This is a genomic window from Serratia sp. LTN-2 (assembly GCF_059740205.1).
The window spans coordinates 77,451-93,362 of sequence record NZ_JCAXDO010000007.1 but is presented as its reverse complement, the minus strand read 5'-3'; the positions used below and the strand labels follow the sequence as shown (position 1 = coordinate 93,362).

The window sequence follows — 15,912 nt, the reverse complement described above, 5'->3', positions numbered from 1 at the left end:
CAAATTAAATCGCGCCCCATGAGCGCAGGAAATAGATCCCCAACGCGGTGGTGAAGAACGAACCGACGGTGGTGATGGCGATAATATTGGCCGCCAGCGTGGCGTTGCCGCCCATGGCGCGCGTCATCACATAGCTGCCTGAGGCGGTCGGCGTGGCGGAAAACAGGAAGATAATCCCCAGCGCCGCGCCCTGAAATCCGCACAGCCAGCCGGCCAGCGTCATCAGGAACGGCACCAGAAACAGCTTCGCCGCCGACGACAGCGCCGCCACGTTGGACGAGCGGAACATGGCGCGAAAATCCAGGCTGGCGCCGGTGCACAGCAGCGCCAGCGGCAGCGACAGCGCGGAGATATAGCTGCCGGTTTGGCGAATCACGGCCGGGATGCCCAGCCCGGTTTGCGCATACGCCAACCCGCACACCAGGCCGATGATCAGCGGGTTGGTGACGATGCTGCGCAGCAGCGACAGGTGGCTGATTTTCTTGCCCTGTCCGCCCTGCAGGCTGCGCGTGAGGGTGATGACCGACAGCACGTTGAACAGGATCACCGTCACCGTCAGGTACAGCGAGGCGAGCGCAATGCCTTCGCTGCCATAGGCGGTCATGGCGTAGGCCAGGCCGACGATGGCGGTGTTGGCGCGAAAACCGCCCTGCACGAATACCCCGCGCTCGCGCGGCTCTTTCACCAGCCACTTGGCCGCCAGCTCCAAGAGCAGGAAGGTCGCCAGCGTGCCGACTGCGCCGAACAGCACCAGCGGCAGGTTACCGAGCAGCTGCGGGTGGTTGGTGGCGATGCTGAAAAACAGCAGGCACGGCAGCGCCAGATTGAACACCAGGCGGGTCGCGCCGTCGACGAAGCGATCATCCATCAGGCGCCAATGGCGCAGCAGGATCCCCAGCAGCATCATTAACAGATTCGGCACGGTGACGTTGAACGCAAAACTCCAGGTTTCCCAGGACATGGTGTTCCTTCAGGCAGGCGAGGTAATCTTCAGATAATAAAACGATTTCGGGCCAATAAAAAAGGGCGCGGCATCACTGCCGCGCCCCTCATGAGCAATTACTTGCTCTTTTTCAGGTGGCTCATCAGGCGCTTGCGCTTGCGCATCTGGGTCGGCGTCAGCAGGTTGCGTTTGCCGGCGAACGGGTTGTCACCCTCTTTGAACTGGATGCGGATCGGCGTCCCCATCACGTTCAGCGAGCGGCGGAAGTAGTTCATCAGATAGCGCTTGTAGGAATCGGCCAGATCGCTGACCTGGTTGCCGTGGATCACCACGATCGGCGGGTTATAACCGCCGGCGTGAGCGTATTTCAGCTTCACGCGGCGGCCGCGCACCAACGGCGGCTGGTGATCGTCAACCGCCATCTGCATGATTTTGGTCAGCATCGAGGTGTTTACGCGACGGGTTGCGCACTCGTAGGCTTCCTGTACCGATTCGAACAGGTTGCCGACGCCGCTGCCGTGCAGCGCGGAAATGAAGTGCACGCGCGCGAAGTCGACGAAGCCCAGACGCAGATCGAGCATCTCTTTCACGTGCTCGCGATCTTCTTCGCTCATGCCGTCCCACTTGTTGACCGCAATCACCAGTGAGCGCCCACTATTGAGGATAAAGCCGAGCAGCGAGAGATCCTGATCGGAAATGCCTTCACGCGCGTCGATCACCAGCAGCACCACGTTGGCGTCTTCAATCGCCTGCAGGGTCTTGATCACCGAGAATTTCTCGACGGTTTCCGTCACCTTGCCGCGTTTACGCACCCCGGCGGTGTCGATCAGCACGTATTCACGTTCGTCGCGCACCATCGGAATATAGATGCTGTCGCGGGTGGTGCCCGGCATGTCGTACACCACCACGCGCTCCTCACCGAGGATGCGGTTAGTGAGCGTAGACTTACCTACGTTCGGGCGGCCGACGATCGCCAGCTTGATCGGCAGATCCTGCGGATTGAACTCTTCTTCCGGCTCTTCGTCTTCTTCGCCTTCCAGCGTTTCACCGTTTTGCTCGGCCCAGTAAGCGGCGTTGGCCTCTTCCTCGGTCAGCTCGACGTCTTCCGGTTTTTCCGGCACGAACGGCACCAGCACGTGTTCGATCAGCTGGGTCACGCCGCGGCCGTGAGAAGCGGCGATAGCGAACACTTCACCCAGGCCGAGCGAATAGAAATCAGCGGTGGCGGTGTCCGGATCCAGACCGTCGGTTTTGTTGGCTACCAGGAAGGTCGCCTTCTGGCGGCTGCGCAGGTGCTGGGCAATGCCCTGATCCGCCGGCATCAGGCCGGCGCGGGCGTCGACCATGAACAGCACGATGTCCGCTTCTTCGATCGCCAGCAGCGACTGACCGGCCATGCGCGTTTCTACGCCGTCTTCGGTGCCGTCGATACCGCCGGTATCGACGATGATGAATTCATTGCCTTCGATTTCAGCACGACCATACTTGCGGTCACGCGTCAGCCCCGGGAAATCCGCCACCAGCGCATCGCGCGTATGGGTTAAACGGTTGAACAAGGTGGATTTACCCACATTCGGGCGCCCGACCAGCGCGACGACAGGTATCATTGTTGAAGCCTCATTACTTAATAATCAATGCGTTACTGCACTGTGGATAGACACCAGCGGTGCAGCTTATAAAATACGAAACGGCCCCTGAACACTCAGGAGCCGTTTTCCCCTTCATCTTTCGCGCCACAGCGGCGTTGTCTGCGCACCTTCGCCCCGGTCACTCAGTTCACTAAGCTCCCGAGGACTCATGCGCTTGCCGCCTGGCTGCAACCCGAAAGCTTTCGGGTGCAAGAAGGGTCACGACGAGCGGCGTTAGCGGGTGAAAGCGTAAACTTTACCGCCGCGAGCCTGGATGACCAGCTTGTCGCTGGCCACCATCGGCGCAGACAGGAAGCCGGAGCTGTCCACTTCCTGCTGGGCGACAAAACGACCATCGGTGGTGTTGATCCAGTGCAGATAGCCTTCGGCGTCACCGGTCACCAGATAACCATTATACATCACCGGCGGCGTCAGGTTACGGTGCAGCAGATCGCTCTGCGTCCACACGGTCACGCCGCCTTCGGTGCTGAGCGCCACTACGCGGTCGTTCTGGTCGATCAGGTAGATGCGGCCCGCGTCGACGATGAAATCATTCACCGAACCCAGTTCGCGTTTCCAGATGATCTGACCGGAACGCAGATCCAGCGCCGTCAGGTTGCCGTTGTAACCCAGCGCGTAGACCACGCCGTCAACGATCACCGGCGTGGTGTCCACGTCGTTCAGGCGATCGATTTCGGTTGCGCCGCTCGGCTGAGAGATGCGCTGTTGCCAGATAATCTGGCCCTGCTGCATCAGCACCGCGCTGACGCGGCCGTTGTCACCGCCGACGATGGCGGCGCCAAAGGCGACGGCCGGCGCGGATTCACCGCGCAGCGACAGCGAAGGCATATCCAGGTTAACCGTCCACTTCACCGCACCGTCGGCTTCGTTCAGCGCCTGCAGCATGCCGTTGGAGGTATGCACCAGCACCATGCCGTCGCTGACAACCGGACGGGAGATCGCTTCGCCGGCCACTTTGGTCTGCCAGGCGATGGCGCCGTCGGCGGTGTTCAATGCGTAAACCACCGCTTTTTCGCTGCCGACGTAAACCTTGTCACCTGCGACCGTCAGGCCGCCCGACAGCAGCGCAGACAGGTTGCTGGAGAAGAAACCGGTTTTCTCGGAGAGATTGACCTTCCACTTCTCGTTGCCGCTGTCGGCGTCCATCGCTTTCACGATGCCGAAGCGATCGGCGGCGTAAATGGTGCTGTCCTGATAGGCCGGACGCAGGTGGGAGTAATACTCACCGATACCGTCGCCCACCGAGGTGCTCCACGCCTTGTTCGGCGTAAACTGATTTTCAACTTTCGGCAACGGCGACATGGTAACCACGTCTTCTTCGCTGTTAAACAGCGAGCAACCACTCAGCAAGGCAGCGGAAACCAGTCCGACCAAGAGTGTTTTACGCAATTGCATGGGAATTCCCCTTAGCTGGACAAGTTATTCAATTTCATGCGCAGCAGAACCTGCAGCGCCTGAGAAGCGTTGGACTCAATGCCTTTGCTGTAAGCTTCGCGCGCGCCCTTGGCGTCGCCCTTGGCCAGCAGCACGTCGCCGCGCACATCCTGCATCATCGCCGCCCAACCTTCGCCTTTCACGCCATCCAGCGTTTTCAGCGCTTCATCCAGCTTTTTCTCCTGCAGCTGGACGCGCGCCAGACGCAGGTCGATCATCGCCAACAGGTTGTCGTCTTTGGTCTGGCCCTGCGCCAGCGCCAGTTGCTGTTCCGCCTTGGCGAAATCATTCTGTTCGACAAAGTGCTTGGCCAACTGCAACGCGGCCAATACGCCGTAGCTGTTGCTGTTAGCCTGGACAAATTTCTCCGCGGCGGCCACGTCATCCGGTTTGCCGGCCGCCAGACGATCGCTGGCTTCCTGATAGGATTGCGATGCAGCCATCATGTTGGAGTTTTCATGGCTCTGCCAGTAACGCCAGCCAACCAGGGCACCAATTCCGAGCACCACGCCCACCGCCAGCGCTTTGCCGTTTTCGGCAAAGAACCGACGCAGTGCGTCGACTTGTTCGTTTTCAGTGGTATAGACTTCCACGGTGTCCTTCTCCTTAACCTAACATCAAAGCCAGACGCGCAGCGACTTCGCTTTGCGCCAGCGTTTCTTGTTCACCACTGCGCAGGTCTTTCACCACTACCTGCTGCGCCGCCACTTCGCTCTCACCCAGGATCAGAGCGATGCGCGCGCCCCATTTGTCCGCACGGGTGATCTGCTTTTTGAAGTTGCCGCCGCCGTAATTGGTCATCAGCTTCAGCTGCGGCGCCGCGTCGCGCACCTGTTCAGCCAGCTGCATCGCCGCGCTCTGGGTGCCCGCGCCGGAAGAGATGACGTACACGTCGATAGCCGACGGCGCCTTGAATTCCGGGTTAACCGCCTGCACCAGCAGCACCAGACGCTCGAGGCCCATGGCGAAACCGACCGCCGGGGTGGCGCGGCCACCCAGCTGCTCGACCAGGCCGTCGTAACGGCCGCCCGCACAGACGGTGCCCTGCGCGCCCAGGCTGGTGGTCACCCACTCAAACACGGTGCGGTTGTAGTAATCCAGACCGCGCACCAGGCGCTCGTTAACGGTATATGGGATACCTGCCTGCGCCAAAAGTTCACACAGACCGGCGAAGTGAGCACGGGATTCTTCGTCCAGGTACTCGGACAGGCGCGGCGCGTCGTTCAGCAACGCCTGCACCTCAGGATTCTTGGAGTCCAGCACGCGCAGCGGGTTGCTGTACATGCGGCGTTTGCAGTCTTCGTCCAGCACCTCGACGTGCTGCTCGAGGAACGCCACCAGCGCGTCGCGGTAGTTGGCGCGCGCCTCCAGCGAACCGATGGAGTTCAGCTCCAGCTTGACGTGCTCGGCGATGCCCAGCGCTTTCCACCAGCGGGCGGTCAGCAGGATCAGCTCGGCGTCGATGTCCGGGCCTTGCAGGCCGAACACTTCCGCGCCCAGCTGATGGAACTGGCGATAGCGGCCCTTCTGCGGGCGCTCGTAGCGGAACATCGGGCCGATGTACCACAGACGCTGTTCCTGATTGTACAGCAGACCATGCTCAATGCCGGCGCGCACGCAGCCAGCCGTCCCTTCCGGACGCAGCGTCAGGCTTTCGCCGTTGCGGTCTTCGAAGGTATACATCTCTTTTTCCACGACGTCGGTCACTTCGCCGATCGCGCGTTTGAATAGCGGGGTCTGCTCTACAATCGGCAACCGGATTTCGCTGTAACCGTAGCTGCCCAGCACCTGCTTGAGGGTGCCTTCAATACGCTGCCATAATGCCGTTTCTTCCGGCAGGTAGTCGTTCATGCCGCGAATGGCTTGAATGTTCTTTGCCACGTGAGTTCTCTGTCCGTTGTCTGTAAAAATGAACCCGATTATAGGGACTTTGCCGCCCGGTATTCAACGCGGATGCGGTTTTCTGCCCTTCAGGTTCATAAACAAGCGGGCCAACAGGCCCGCCGTGTAGCGATAACGCTTATTTTTCCAGCAGGTTGACCGTGATGCGGTTGCTTTCGTCCATCATCGCGGCCTTGGCGCGAATCTTCGCTTCCAGCTGGTCGATCATCTGTTCGTTGTCGAAACGCTCTTTCTGACGCACGCCGTCTTCATAGAAGCCGCTCTTCTTGTGGCCGCCGGTCACGCCCATGGTGGACACCAGCGCTTCGCCCGGGCCGTTCACCACGCAGCCGATGATCGAGACGTCCATCGGCGTAATGATGTCTTCCAGGCGCTGCTCCAGCGCGTTCACCGTGCCGATCACATCGAATTCCTGACGCGAACAGGTCGGGCAGGCGATGAAGTTGATGCCGCGCGCGCGGATGCGCAGCGACTTCAGGATGTCGAAACCGACCTTCACCTCTTCAACCGGATCCGCCGCCAGCGAGATGCGCAGGGTGTCGCCGATGCCTTCAGACAGCAGCATGCCCAGGCCGATGGCCGACTTGACCGACCCGCTGCGCGCGCCGCCGGCTTCGGTGATACCCAGATGCAGCGGCTGATCGATGCGCGACGCCAGCAGACGGTAGGATTGTACCGCCAGGAACACGTCCGACGCCTTAACGCTGACCTTGAACTGGTCGAAGTTGAGGCGATCGAGGATGTCCACGTGGCGCATGGCGGATTCCAGCAGCGCTTCCGGCGTAGGTTCGCCGTACTTTTCCTGCAGGTCTTTCTCCAGCGAGCCGCCGTTGACGCCGATGCGGATCGGGATGTTCTTGTCGCGGGCGCAGTCCACCACCGAGCGAATGCGCGATTCGTTGCCGATGTTGCCCGGATTGATGCGCAGGCAGTCTACGCCGTATTCGGCCACCTGCAGCGCGATGCGATAATCGAAATGGATATCGGCGACCAGCGGCACGTTGACCTGCTGCTTGATCAGCTTGAACGCCTCGGCGGCGTCCATGGTAGGAACCGAAACGCGGACGATGTCGACGCCCACGCGCTCCAGCGCTTTAATCTGATTAACCGTTGCTTCAACATCGGTGGTACGGGTGTTGGTCATCGACTGCACGGCAATCGGCGCGCCATCACCAATAGGCACCTTGCCGACGTAAATGCGCGTTGATTTTCGACGGTTGATGGGCGCTTGGTTATGCATTACTTACTCTCCATTGCTGCTCTGACATCACGACCAGCCGCGCGATTACTGCGCGGCGACGGTCAGGCGAGCAACACGGTTTGACTTAACGAACCGGCTTAAATCGACCGGCTTACCCTGATACTGGATCTGTACTGCCGCCGGCGCGCCGATGGTCAGCTTGTACGGCGCCGTGCCGGTCAGGTTCAGCTTGCCGCCCTTCTTCTGGGTGCCGCTGAACAGTGTTTTACCGCTGGCGTCGCTCACCTGCAGCCAGCAGTCGGCGGAGAAGTCCATCACCAGCGCGTTCGGATCGGCCGCCGGCGCAGCCACGCCCGCATCGGCGGTCGGCAGCGGCGCTTGTGCCGCCGGCGCGGTTTCCGGCAGGGTGGTCTGGCTTGGCGACACAACGGCAGGCTGCTGCTGAGCCGCGCCTGGCGCCTGGGCGGTAGCCGCCGGCGCCTGAGCCGCTGCGCCGGTATCGGCCGGCGCAGCGCTGTTGTCGGTCAACGGCACGTTGGTGCCGGCGTCGGCGTTGCCGTCGGTCAGCGGCACGGACTGCCCTTCGTTATTCTGTGAAAGCTGCGCCGAGGATTGATCGGCCATGGTGGCGATCTCTTCCTGCTGCGCCTTGTGGTTTTGCCACCACCAGGCGCCGGTCAGGCCGATCACCACGAACACGATAAGCCAGGTGAAGCTCATCAGCCAGCCGTCGCGTTTCTTGCGGCGCTTGCCCAGCGAGAAGCTTTGCATCGGCGCCACTTTCGCCATCTTCAACGGCGCCTGCTTGGCCAGCATCGGCAGCAGTTCGTCTTCCGGCAAATGCACCAGCTTGGCGTAGGAACGGATGTAGCCGCGCACGAAGGTGGACGCGAGGTCAGCGGAAACGCTGTCTTCCTCGATATCGCGCACGGTGGACATTTTGAGACACAGGCGTTCTGCAACGGTCTGTTGGCTCAGCCCGAGTTGCTCACGGGCCTGACGCAGGCGCTGGCCCGTCGTCATGGATACGGTTTTATCTTGGGAGGCTTCAGTATTCATTAGCTAAGAACTGCTGGTACTGTTTGGATTGTGGAAAACTTCGCGCTAGCTGCTTGCCATAGCGTTGAACGCTATCCTGACGGCCGGCTAACGCGGCGAAACGAATCTGTAACCATAAGCTGCTGGCGCTGGCCGGCAGAACATGCTGATAAACATCCAATAAAAGTTGCGACTGGGCGCGCTTCCCTTCTCCAAATTGCTTTTCGGCCTCCGCCAACAGCGGGGTACCTTTGTCCGGATCGACCTTCAGCGCGCGGCTCAACAGCGTGCGCGCCTCATCGTTTTGTCCGGCCTTGAGAAAACAGTAACCTGCGTTTTCCAGGCTGTCGGCGACCTGGCCATAATCGGGTGCCAGCGCCGCAGCGCTAAACTGCTGTTGCGCCGGTACATACTGCCCTAAACCGCAAAGAAACGCACCGTAATTATTCAGTACGGTGCCATTGCCTGGCGCAAGTTTGAGCGCTTGCCGATAACGCTGTTCGGCCGCGGCGTTTTCACCGTTCCGCTGCGCATAAAGCGCCATGCCCAACTGCGTGCGGTAATCCTGCGGGGCCGCGTCCAGCGCCTTTTCCAGGTTCTGGCGCGCGGCGTCCATGTCGCCTTGCTGCAGGTACTCCAGCCCCAGCTGCAGGCGCGTCTGGCCCGCCTCAGAGACCTGTGCTTCCTTTTCCGGCGCTGAACCGGAACACCCAGCCAACAACCCGGCCGCCAGCCACACACCCCACAGTTTCAGCTTCATGCCCGCATTCATTTCCTTATCGGCCGTCAGCTAACGCCCACCAGCGACACGCTTTCGCATAACAGGCTGTTAGATAACAAAAAATGGTGCTATAGGATTCAGACCGCCCGTACGTTGATAGGTTCCCCGGCCATTTTCTTCTTCAGGGTACGCTTGGTACGGTCGATCACTTCACCCGCCAGTTGCCCGCAGGCGGCGTCGATATCGTCACCACGGGTTTTACGAACAATAGTCGTAAAGCCGTATTCCATCAACACCTTGGAGAAACGATCCACCCGGCTGTTGGAGCTGCGGCCGTAGGGAGCGCCCGGGAACGGGTTCCATGGGATCAGGTTGATCTTGCACGGCGTGTCTTTCAACACTTCCGCCAGCTGATGCGCGTCATCGGTGCTGTCGTTGATATGATCCAGCATCACGTACTCGACGGTGACGCGGCCCTGGTTAGCGTTGGATTTCTCCAGATAGCGACGCACCGCGGACAGGAAGGTCTCGATGTTGTACTTGCGGTTGATCGGCACGATCTCATCGCGGATGGTGTCGTTCGGCGCGTGCAGCGAAATAGCCAGCGCCACGTCGATCATGTCGCCCAGCTTGTCCAGCGCCGGCACCACGCCGGAGGTAGACAGGGTCACACGGCGTTTGGACAGGCCAAAGCCGAAGTCGTCCAGCATGATTTCCATCGCCGGCACCACGTTGTTCAGGTTGAGCAGCGGCTCGCCCATGCCCATCATCACCACGTTGGTGATCGGGCGTTGGCCGGTCACCTTCAGCGCGCCGATGATCTTCGCCGCGCGCCACACCTGGCCGATGATTTCCGACACGCGCAGGTTGCGGTTGAAGCCCTGCTGCGCCGTCGAACAGAATTTGCACTCCAGCGCGCAGCCTACCTGCGAGGAGACGCACAGCGTCGCGCGGTCGGCTTCCGGGATATACACGGTTTCGACCTGCTGATCGCCCACCTTGATCGCCCACTTGATGGTGCCGTCGGCCGAACGCTGTTCTTCCGCCACTTCCGGCGCGCGGATTTCCGCCACGCGCTGCAGCTTGCCGCGCAGGACTTTGTTGATGTCGGTCATCTGCTCGAAATCGTCGCAGCAGTAGTGGTAAATCCACTTCATCACCTGATCGGCGCGGAACGGTTTTTCGCCCATTTCGGCGAAGAACTCACGCATTTGCTGGCGGTTCAGATCCAGCAGGTTGATTTTGGCCGCAGCCGGTTGCTCCACGTTAACGGAGGGGGTAGTCAGCGAATTATTTTCAGACACGGTGTGCTCGGACGTGATGGGTTCTAACATAATGATCTCTGGCCTCGTTATTACACGTTATGGCGCTAAAGAATGGAAAGTAAGTTGTGCATTTCAGCCCGCATGATTCGGGTGGCGGCACTAAAAACACGCCCCTGACAAGTCGTCTTATCAGGGGCGCGGCATTGTACAAATTTTAGTAGCGTGTTTCTATGGCTGAAAGGCATTCAGGGCATTTTTATTGTTTCAGCCGGTGAATGCCTGGTTATCAGCAATGGCACGATTAACGTGCGCAGATTTCGCTTTCGTTGAAGAAGTAAGCGATTTCACGCTGTGCGGATTCAACGGAGTCGGAACCGTGAACGGCGTTAGCGGTGAAGCTGTCCGCGTAGTCGGCGCGCAGGGTGCCGGCCAGTGCGTTGTCCGGGTTGGTTGCGCCCATGATGTCGCGGTTGCGCTGCACGGCGTTTTCAGATTCCAGAACCTGCACCATGATTGGGCCGGAGGTCATGAACTCAACCAGACCGTCGAAGAATGGGCGGCCTTTGTGCTCAGCGTAGAAGCCTTCAGCTTGCTCGCGAGTCAGACGCAGCATTTTAGCGGCGATGATTTTGAAACCGGCGCGCTCGAAACGCGCGTAGATAGCGCCGATGTCGTTGTTGGCTACAGCGTTTGGTTTAACGATGGAAAAGGTACGTTCTACGGTCATGATGGCCTCTGTATGACTTCCAAAACAGGCCGGTCTGCAATGTTGCCGGCCTTCTCAAGTGGCGCAGATTATATGTGCGCCGTTAACGCTTGCCTACGGGAAAATCAACATTTCATTAAAAAAATATGATCTTCATTCGCCATTTTCGGCGGCGCGCCGGCGTTATTGGGTCTTGTCGGTAGACGGGATCAAATTGCGCAGCCAACTGCCCCAGCGCCGCTGATAAAACGGCTGCGTATGGGAGATCAGGTAGTGGCTGATGCCTCGCTCTTTCTCCGACACCAGGCAGAAGTCCACCGGCTCGTCATTCGGCGCCGTTTCGCTGGCGACGCTGCCGGCCTCGTTGATCAACGCCTCGATCTCCGCCGGCTCGGCGTCCACTTCCAGCCCGATCAGCAAATTGGGTTTCTCGTCCGCCGCCTTGTCGTGCATCAGCGCCAGAAACGCGCGGCGCACCGGCTTGCGCTGGCTGAACAGCGTGGTCAGCGCATCCACCATCGCCGACGGATACTCTTCGGGCTGCCCCAGCAGGATTTGGGTCTCTTTATCGACGTAGTGCTCCACCGGTTTGACGACGCCGCCGGTCGCCAGCAGCATCGCCACCTCTTCCGGATAAAACTCTTTGCCGTATTCCGCCTTCGGGTTGAGGAACAGATCCGCGCCCTGGGTAATCTCGAACAGCACCCGCGCCGGCATGGCGATAAACGGCTGTTCGTCCTCAACCGCCTTCTGCAACGCATCCAGCGAAGTGAAGAACGGAATGATGCTGCCGCCGTCCTGCTTTTCCCAATGCTGGATATTGACCGGCGTATCCGCGTTCAGCGTGATGTCGCCATCCTGCTGCACCTGCTCGCTGTCGCCGAGGATCAGCACCGTGGCGTCGAGCAGTTCACGGAAGAACGCCGGGCGATGGGCCGGCTCCGTCACCGCCAGCTTCAGCAGGCGTTCAAGTTCGTTCTCGCTCGGGGCGGCATCGTGATGATGGGCACTCATGGCAAACTCCAGGGATCAAAGAGCGAGGCCCAGCATGCTGGGCCTCGAAGATAATGCGCATTCTAGCGCCCGACGCGGCGGGCATTCAATTATTTGGCTTTGCTCAGCAGCAGATTGGCCAGGGTGCGCACGCCCAGACCGGTCGCGCCGGCCGACCACTGCTCCACCGCGCCTTTGCGGTAGGTGGCTGAACAGTCGATGTGCAACCAGCCTTGCTGGTAGTTTTTGACGAAATGCGACAGGAAGGCCGCCGCGGTGCTGGCGCCGGCGGTGTAGGCCGGGCCGGCCACGTTGTTCAGCTCGGCGAAGTTGGACGGCAGCTGGCTGCGGTGGAACTCGGCCAGCGGCAGGCGCCAGAACGGCTCTTGCTCGGCGGCGGCGCTGCTGAGCAGCTCTTGCGCCAGCGCGTCGTCAAAGCTGAACAGCGCATGGTAGTCGTTGCCTACCGCAGTTTTGGCCGCGCCGGTCAGGGTGGCGCAGTCGATAATCAGCTGCGGGTTCTGCTCAGAAGCGTCGATCAGGCCGTCGGCCAGCACCAGGCGCCCTTCCGCATCGGTGTTCATCACCTCAACGGTTTTGCCGTTGCGGTAGCGAATGATGTCGCCCAGTTTGAAGGCGTTGCCGCTGACCATGTTGTCGGCGCAGCACAGGTACAGCTTCACGCGCTGCTTCAGGCCGCGCGCCGCCGCCAGCGCCAGGGCGCCGGTGATGGTGGCCGCGCCGCCCATGTCAGCCTTCATCGAATCCATAAAGGCGCTTTGCTTCAGGCTGTAGCCGCCGGTGTCGAAGGTGATACCCTTGCCGACCAGGCACGCGAACACCGGCGCGTCCGGGTTGCCGGTCGGGTTGAAGTCGAGCGCCAGCAGTACCGGCGGGCGTTCGGAACCGCGGCCGACGGTGTGGATGCCGGCATAGTTCTGCTCACGCAGATCTTCGCCCTTGGTGATGCGATAGCTGACGGCATCGCAGCCGACGTCGCACATCAGATCGACGGCGCGGGTCGCCAGTTGCTCCGGCCCCAGCTCTTCCGCCGGCATGTTGATGGTGTCGCGCACCCAGTCAACGATCTTCAGGCGCTTATCCAGCTCCTGACGCGCGGCCTCCGGCAGCTCGGCCCATTCGACGTTGCGCTGCCCTTTCGGCCCGCGGTAGCCTTGCCAAAACGCCCAGCTGTTTTCCAAATCCCAACCGTCGCCGGCCAGCTTGACGTTTTTGATGCCCTGACCATCAATTTTGCGACCCGCACGCTGGACAGCGCCCCGCTTGTCGGCGCCGGTCAGGTGGATGGTCATCCCTTCGCCGTTGGTGCTCAGCAGCGCTTTCTCGCCCCAGCGGGCGTCGGCAGGTTGTTGCGACAGCGTGACCTGCATGAATTCTGTTGTCATAGCCTTCTTACTCCGGATGTTCCCTTTATTATTTCATTAGGGCTTTATTGCATACCCTATGGATTTCAAATTGCAGCTAGGCGCCCAGCGATCTCATCCCCAGGAGCTTACTCAGGTAAGTGACTGGGGGGTGATCGTGCAGGTAACAACGCTGCGGTTTGAAAGACGACGGGTATGTCGGATACAAAATAAACGGGCCGCCCATGGCAGCCCGTTACGCTATTTACTCCGCTTCATCTAACCAGACCAGCAGGATCGCTTCCAGTATTTTTTCGTTGGAAGCCTGTGGATCGTCATCGAACTCTTCCAGATCGCAGATCCACTGATGCATGTCGGTAAAACGCACGGTTTTCGGATCGGTGTCCGGGTATTGGTCGTACAGGGCTTCGCCGATTTCACGGCTGTCGGTCCACTTCAGTCCCATTATGATCTCCTGGTTGGCGCCGCGGCTAACAATTAATGCTCACGCGCGTGGTTGACGGTGTAACGCGGCATTTCGACCACCAGATCTTCGTCGGCGACCAGCGCCTGGCAGCTCAGACGGCTTTCCGGCTCCAGCCCCCACGCTTTGTCCAGCATGTCGTCTTCCAGCTCGCTGCTCTCTTCCAGCGAATCGAAGCCTTCACGCACGATGCAGTGACAGGTGGTGCAGGCGCAGGATTTCTCGCAGGCGTGCTCGATTTCAATGCCGTTGCGCAGCGCAACGTTGAGGATCGACTCCCCTTTTTCGGCTTCCAGAACCGCCCCTTCCGGGCAAAGATCTTGATGGGGCAGGAAAACAATTTTAGGCATGGTTAAACCTCATCCACAGAATGGCCAGCCAGCGCGCGGCGAATGGAGGCGTCCATGCGGCGCGCGGCAAAATCTTGCGTTTGTGCATCTAATGTTTTGATAGCGTCTTCGATAGCGGCGGGATCTTCACCCTGCGCCGCCTGCTGCAACGCCTGGGTCGCGGCGGCGATCGCCTGGCTTTCCGCCTCGCTCAGCAGCGCGGCGTCGGTGGCCAGCGCGCCCTGTAGGCTTTCCAGCACCCGCGCGGCTTCCACACGTTGCTCCGCCAGCTTGCGTGCGCCCACGTCGCTTTGCGCGTTGGCCATCGAGTCTTTGATCATGCCGGCGATTTCGCTGTCCGACAGACCGTACGACGGTTTGACCTGGATCGAGGCTTCAACGCCGGTGGATTTCTCCATCGCGGTGACGCTCAGCAGGCCGTCCGCGTCCACCTGGAAGGTCACGCGAATGTGCGCGCCCCCGGCAGGCAGCGGCGGCAGGCCACGCAGCGTAAAGCGCGCCAGCGAACGGCAATCCTGCACCAGCTCGCGCTCGCCCTGCAGCACGTGAATCATCATCGCGCTCTGGCCGTCTTTAAAGGTGGTGAACTCCTGCGCGCGCGCCACCGGGATAGTGGTGTTGCGCGGGATCACTTTCTCCACCAGACCGCCCATGGTTTCGAGACCCAGCGACAGCGGGATCACGTCCAGCAACAGCATGTCGCTGTCCGGCTTGTTGCCCACCAGGATGTCGGCCTGGATCGCGGCGCCGATGGCGACCACTTTATCCGGATCGATCGACGTCAGAGGCGTGCGGCCGAAGAAGGCCCCCACCTGCTCCCGCACCAGCGGCACGCGGGTAGAACCGCCGACCATCACCGCTTCCAGCACCTCGTCGGCGGTGACGCCGGCGTCTTTCAGCGCGCGGCGGCAAGCCATCAGCGTGCGTTTCACCAGCGGGGCGATCAGCGCTTCAAACTGGGCGCGGGTCACCTCGCCCTGCCAGCCTGCCACCTCAACGCGCGCGCTGTCGGCATCGCTCAACGCGATTTTGGCGGCGATGGCGGCATCCAGCAGTTGGCGCTGCACGCCGTGGTCGCTGCGATCGGCCACGCCGGCCTGCTCGCGCAGCCAGTCGGCCAACAGATGATCGAAGTCGTCGCCGCCCAGCGCGGAATCGCCGCCGGTCGCCAGCACTTCGAACACGCCGCGGCTGAGACGAAGAATAGAGATATCAAAGGTGCCGCCGCCCAGATCGTAAACCGCGATCACCCCTTCCTGGCCGGAATCCAGCCCATAGGCGATCGCCGCCGCGGTCGGTTCGTTCAGCAGGCGCAGGACGTGCAGGCCGGCCAGACGCGCCGCGTCTTTGGTGCCCTGGCGCTGCGCGTCGTCGAAGTAGGCGGGAACGGTGATCACCACGCCGTCCAGCTCCCCTTCCAGCGCCGCTTGCGCGCGCGCGGACAGGGCCCGCAGGATATCGGCGGAGACGCCGACCGGGTTAACCGGGCCGGCGGCGGTGACGATCAGCGGTAGGCCGTTGTCGCTGGCCTGGAATTGATACGGCAGGTTCGGGTAACGTTGCTGCACGTCCGCCAACGAGCGGCCCATCATGCGTTTGATGGAGCTGACGGTATTGGCCGGATCCTGCGCCGCCTGTTGGCGCGCCTCCCAGCCGACGCGCTGCGCGTCCGCCTGATAATGCACCACCGAAGGCAGCAAATGGCGCCCCTGTTCGTCGGCCAGCGTTTCCGCCTGCCCGCTGCGCACCGTGGCGACCAGCGAGTTGGTGGTGCCTAAGTCGATGCCGGCGGCCAAGCGTCGCTGGTGCGGCGCGGCGCTGAGGCCAGGCTCACTAATTTGTAATAAGGCCATGTTGAAGCT

The 15,912-nt window shown here is 61.0% G+C and carries 15 protein-coding genes; all 15 read right to left on the bottom strand.

The genetic code is table 11. The features are described from left to right. Positions 1-4: 4 nt before the first annotated feature. Complete coding sequence (locus tag AC6BYQ_RS15280) at positions 5-961, bottom strand: AEC family transporter (protein ID WP_498057129.1); 957 nt, start codon at positions 959-961, stop codon at positions 5-7. 98 nt (positions 962-1,059) lie between these two features. Beyond that, complete coding sequence (gene der, locus AC6BYQ_RS15275; RefSeq protein WP_019452357.1) at positions 1,060-2,550, bottom strand: ribosome biogenesis GTPase Der; 1,491 nt, start codon at positions 2,548-2,550, stop codon at positions 1,060-1,062. 255 nt (positions 2,551-2,805) lie between these two features. Next, positions 2,806-3,987 (bottom strand): outer membrane protein assembly factor BamB, encoded by a 1,182-nt coding sequence (bamB, locus tag AC6BYQ_RS15270; RefSeq protein ID WP_019452356.1) that lies wholly within the window; start codon positions 3,985-3,987, stop codon positions 2,806-2,808. An 11-nt stretch (positions 3,988-3,998) separates the two neighbouring features. Next, positions 3,999-4,619, bottom strand: coding sequence for a YfgM family protein (locus tag AC6BYQ_RS15265; RefSeq protein ID WP_019452355.1), 621 nt, complete (start codon positions 4,617-4,619; stop codon positions 3,999-4,001). A gap of 13 nt (positions 4,620-4,632) precedes the next feature. Next, positions 4,633-5,907, bottom strand: a complete 1,275-nt coding sequence (gene hisS, locus AC6BYQ_RS15260) for a histidine--tRNA ligase (RefSeq protein ID WP_025159556.1) — start codon at positions 5,905-5,907, stop codon at positions 4,633-4,635. Positions 5,908-6,046: 139 nt separating this feature from the next. Next, the gene (gene ispG / locus AC6BYQ_RS15255; protein ID WP_016929756.1) at positions 6,047-7,168 is read right to left on the bottom strand and encodes a flavodoxin-dependent (E)-4-hydroxy-3-methylbut-2-enyl-diphosphate synthase; all 1,122 of its coding nucleotides are present in this window, start codon (positions 7,166-7,168) and stop codon (positions 6,047-6,049) included. A 45-nt stretch (positions 7,169-7,213) separates the two neighbouring features. Continuing rightward, a complete protein-coding gene (gene rodZ, locus AC6BYQ_RS15250; RefSeq protein ID WP_063919891.1) occupies positions 7,214-8,188 on the bottom strand; it encodes a cytoskeleton protein RodZ in 975 nt (324 codons plus the stop codon). Then, entirely contained in the window at positions 8,178-8,927 is a 750-nt protein-coding gene (pilW, locus tag AC6BYQ_RS15245) for a type IV pilus biogenesis/stability protein PilW (RefSeq protein ID WP_025159554.1), read from the bottom strand. Before pilW ends, rodZ begins: the two co-directional genes overlap by 11 nt. A gap of 98 nt (positions 8,928-9,025) precedes the next feature. Next, the gene (rlmN, locus tag AC6BYQ_RS15240; protein WP_004941426.1) at positions 9,026-10,222 is read right to left on the bottom strand and encodes a dual-specificity RNA methyltransferase RlmN; all 1,197 of its coding nucleotides are present in this window, start codon (positions 10,220-10,222) and stop codon (positions 9,026-9,028) included. 232 nt (positions 10,223-10,454) lie between these two features. Next, complete coding sequence (ndk, locus tag AC6BYQ_RS15235; RefSeq protein ID WP_004941424.1) at positions 10,455-10,880, bottom strand: nucleoside-diphosphate kinase; 426 nt, start codon at positions 10,878-10,880, stop codon at positions 10,455-10,457. A 162-nt stretch (positions 10,881-11,042) separates the two neighbouring features. Next, positions 11,043-11,873, bottom strand: coding sequence for an enhanced serine sensitivity protein SseB (gene sseB, locus AC6BYQ_RS15230; protein WP_019452351.1), 831 nt, complete (start codon positions 11,871-11,873; stop codon positions 11,043-11,045). Between the two features lie 89 nt (positions 11,874-11,962). Next, positions 11,963-13,258, bottom strand: a complete 1,296-nt coding sequence (gene pepB / locus AC6BYQ_RS15225; RefSeq protein ID WP_498057128.1) for an aminopeptidase PepB — start codon at positions 13,256-13,258, stop codon at positions 11,963-11,965. A gap of 223 nt (positions 13,259-13,481) precedes the next feature. Beyond that, positions 13,482-13,682, bottom strand: a complete 201-nt coding sequence (iscX, locus tag AC6BYQ_RS15220) for a Fe-S cluster assembly protein IscX (protein WP_006327336.1) — start codon at positions 13,680-13,682, stop codon at positions 13,482-13,484. A gap of 32 nt (positions 13,683-13,714) precedes the next feature. After that, the gene (gene fdx, locus AC6BYQ_RS15215) at positions 13,715-14,050 is read right to left on the bottom strand and encodes an ISC system 2Fe-2S type ferredoxin (RefSeq protein ID WP_004941417.1); all 336 of its coding nucleotides are present in this window, start codon (positions 14,048-14,050) and stop codon (positions 13,715-13,717) included. 2 nt (positions 14,051-14,052) lie between these two features. Beyond that, a complete protein-coding gene (gene hscA / locus AC6BYQ_RS15210) occupies positions 14,053-15,903 on the bottom strand; it encodes a Fe-S protein assembly chaperone HscA (RefSeq protein WP_025159552.1) in 1,851 nt (616 codons plus the stop codon). Positions 15,904-15,912: the final 9 nt, after the last annotated feature.

Coding starts and splice junctions, on each gene's coding strand:
- AC6BYQ_RS15280 (WP_498057129.1), bottom strand. CDS start 961: ATGTCCTGGGAAACCTGGAGTTTTGCGTTCAACGTCACCGTGCCGAAT.
- der (WP_019452357.1), bottom strand. CDS start 2,550: ATGATACCTGTCGTCGCGCTGGTCGGGCGCCCGAATGTGGGTAAATCC.
- bamB (WP_019452356.1), bottom strand. CDS start 3,987: ATGCAATTGCGTAAAACACTCTTGGTCGGACTGGTTTCCGCTGCCTTG.
- ispG (WP_016929756.1), bottom strand. CDS start 7,168: ATGCATAACCAAGCGCCCATCAACCGTCGAAAATCAACGCGCATTTAC.
- rodZ (WP_063919891.1), bottom strand. CDS start 8,188: ATGAATACTGAAGCCTCCCAAGATAAAACCGTATCCATGACGACGGGC.
- pilW (WP_025159554.1), bottom strand. CDS start 8,927: ATGAAGCTGAAACTGTGGGGTGTGTGGCTGGCGGCCGGGTTGTTGGCT.
- rlmN (WP_004941426.1), bottom strand. CDS start 10,222: ATGTTAGAACCCATCACGTCCGAGCACACCGTGTCTGAAAATAATTCG.
- ndk (WP_004941424.1), bottom strand. CDS start 10,880: ATGACCGTAGAACGTACCTTTTCCATCGTTAAACCAAACGCTGTAGCC.
- sseB (WP_019452351.1), bottom strand. CDS start 11,873: ATGAGTGCCCATCATCACGATGCCGCCCCGAGCGAGAACGAACTTGAA.
- pepB (WP_498057128.1), bottom strand. CDS start 13,258: ATGACAACAGAATTCATGCAGGTCACGCTGTCGCAACAACCTGCCGAC.
- iscX (WP_006327336.1), bottom strand. CDS start 13,682: ATGGGACTGAAGTGGACCGACAGCCGTGAAATCGGCGAAGCCCTGTAC.
- fdx (WP_004941417.1), bottom strand. CDS start 14,050: ATGCCTAAAATTGTTTTCCTGCCCCATCAAGATCTTTGCCCGGAAGGG.
- hscA (WP_025159552.1), bottom strand. CDS start 15,903: ATGGCCTTATTACAAATTAGTGAGCCTGGCCTCAGCGCCGCGCCGCAC.